Origin of the sequence: Phenylobacterium sp., from assembly GCF_031412415.1 — a bacterium.
Classification (GTDB): domain Bacteria; phylum Pseudomonadota; class Alphaproteobacteria; order Caulobacterales; family Caulobacteraceae; genus Phenylobacterium.
Window position 1 is genome coordinate 1 of record NZ_JANOCX010000401.1, and the last position, 1,782, is coordinate 1,782.

The 1,782-nt window shown below is 70.7% G+C and carries 3 protein-coding genes; 1 reads left to right on the top strand and 2 read right to left on the bottom strand.

Annotated elements, in window-relative coordinates:
* Positions 1 to 27 precede the first annotated feature (27 nt).
* Positions 28 to 417, top strand: a complete 390-nt coding sequence (locus RMO04_RS18870; protein ID WP_309646311.1) for a DUF4168 domain-containing protein — start codon at positions 28 to 30, stop codon at positions 415 to 417.
* A 2-nt stretch (positions 418 to 419) separates the two neighbouring features.
* Here the strand turns inward: RMO04_RS18870 and RMO04_RS18875 are convergent, their stop codons facing one another.
* Together RMO04_RS18875 and RMO04_RS18880 are read right to left on the bottom strand one after the other, a co-directional pair.
* Entirely contained in the window at positions 420 to 1,289 is an 870-nt protein-coding gene (locus tag RMO04_RS18875; RefSeq protein ID WP_309646312.1) for a kinase, read from the bottom strand.
* Positions 1,286 to 1,782, bottom strand: a 497-nt coding sequence (locus RMO04_RS18880; protein WP_309646313.1) for a LysR substrate-binding domain-containing protein, incomplete at its 5' end; no start/stop codon positions are given. The genes RMO04_RS18880 and RMO04_RS18875, both read right to left, overlap by 4 nt.

The following is a 1,782-nucleotide window of genomic DNA, read 5'->3' on the forward strand; positions in this document are numbered from 1 at the left end:
GTTCCCCACACCACAGGATCTCGACCGATGCGGACTTCCATTCTGGCCGCCGGCCTCTTCGCCGCTCTCTCCTTCAGCGCCGTCGCGCAGGCCCAGACGCCGGCCCCCGCACCGGCGGCGCCCACGGCGCCCGCGCCCGGCGGCTTCACCGACGACGAATTGAAGGCCTTCGGGGCGGCCATGACCGAGGTCGCCAAGCTCAACGCCGAGTACAGCCCCAAGATGGTCGGCGCCGACGGCCCCACCAAGATCGCCGTCCAAAAGGAAATGATCGCCAAGATGGGCGCGGCGGTCTCCGCCAGCGGCCTGACGCCGCAGAAGTACAACGATATCTCGGCCGCGGTCAGCAAGGACCCGGCCCTGCGCCAGCACCTGACCGAAGTGCTGAACGGTCCGCCGGCTCCCCCAGCGGCCTGATCCTATGGGGCCGCTGGACGCCGCACGGCGTCCAAGTCGATGACGATGTCGGCCCGCCTTGGCATCTCTTCCAGGATCCAGCGGGTCAGCCGCTCGTAATGGGCGATGAACTCGTCGACCTGCTCGTCGCTCATCGTCCGGCCGGCGTCGCCGCCCTCTCGCGCCAGACGCTCGCGCAGCTTGCGCTCCTGTTCGCGCCGCCAGTCGAGTACGACCTCGAACCCCGGCGCGCGTAGCAGGACCTGCAGGTCGATGCGGCCGAACAGCTCACCATACGGTCCGGCGAGAGCGGCGTTGACGAAGCCGCGCCACGCGCCGCGAGGATCGTGTCGGCGTTCCAGATCGTTGACAGGATCAGTCAGCGCTCCGGGTTCTAGCGCCCTGGCTCCGACGCACCAGCCCTCGAACAGGATCACGTCGGCGGGTCCTTGGAACCGTGGCCACTCGGCTTGAGCCCGACGGTCGTCGCGGGCCTTGTCGAAGGACGGCAGCCCGGTCTCGCCCGGTCCCTTCAAGGCCTCGATCAAGGCGAGACCAAGCGCCACGTCATGCGTCCCGGGCACGCCTCGGGTCGCGAGCAAGGGGTGGACGTCGCGGCCCAGGGCCTGACGCTCGGCATGGCTGAGGTAGAGATCGTCCAGGGAGAACAGGGCGACCGTCAGTCCCCCTTCCTCCAGCATCCGCCGGGTGACCGCCGTCAGGGTCGACTTGCCGCTGGCCTGTGGTCCGCAGATTCCCACGAGCAGGCCGGGGGTCGCGACCGCCGCCGCGGCGATCTTGTCGGCCAGCGGATGGCAGATGGCGCGGGCGGTCTGGGCGAAATCGGGCGGCAAGGACTCCGCCGCGATGAAGTCCGTCAGCCAGTCGCTCACGGCGGCGTCTGCCCGATGATCCGCGCGGCGAGCGCCTTGAGCTGGCGCTTGCGCGGCGAGCCGGCGCGCCAGGCGAGCGCGATGGTGCGGCTGGGCTGGGGATCGGCGAAACGCGACAGGGCGATGCGCGGATCGGCGAGATCGTCGCACGCCATCTGCGGCAGCAGGGTCACCCCCTGGCCGTGAGCCACGAGCTGCACCAGGGTGGTGAGCGAGGTCGCCCCGAAGGTGGAGAGGTCGCTGATCTCGCAGGCGCCCAGGGTCTGGTCGCGCAGGCAGTGGCCCTCCTCCAGCAGCAGCAGCCGATCGGCCGGCAGGTCGCGGGGTGAGGTCGCCGCCACCGGATCGCCCGCCGGGCTGGCCAGCAGAAAGGGGTCCTCGAACAGGGCGCTGGTCTCAATCCCCTCACCCACCAGGGGCAGGGCGGCGATCACCGCGTCCAGGTCGCCGCCGGCCAGTTCCGCCAGCAAGGTCGCCGTCTGGGTCTCGCGGA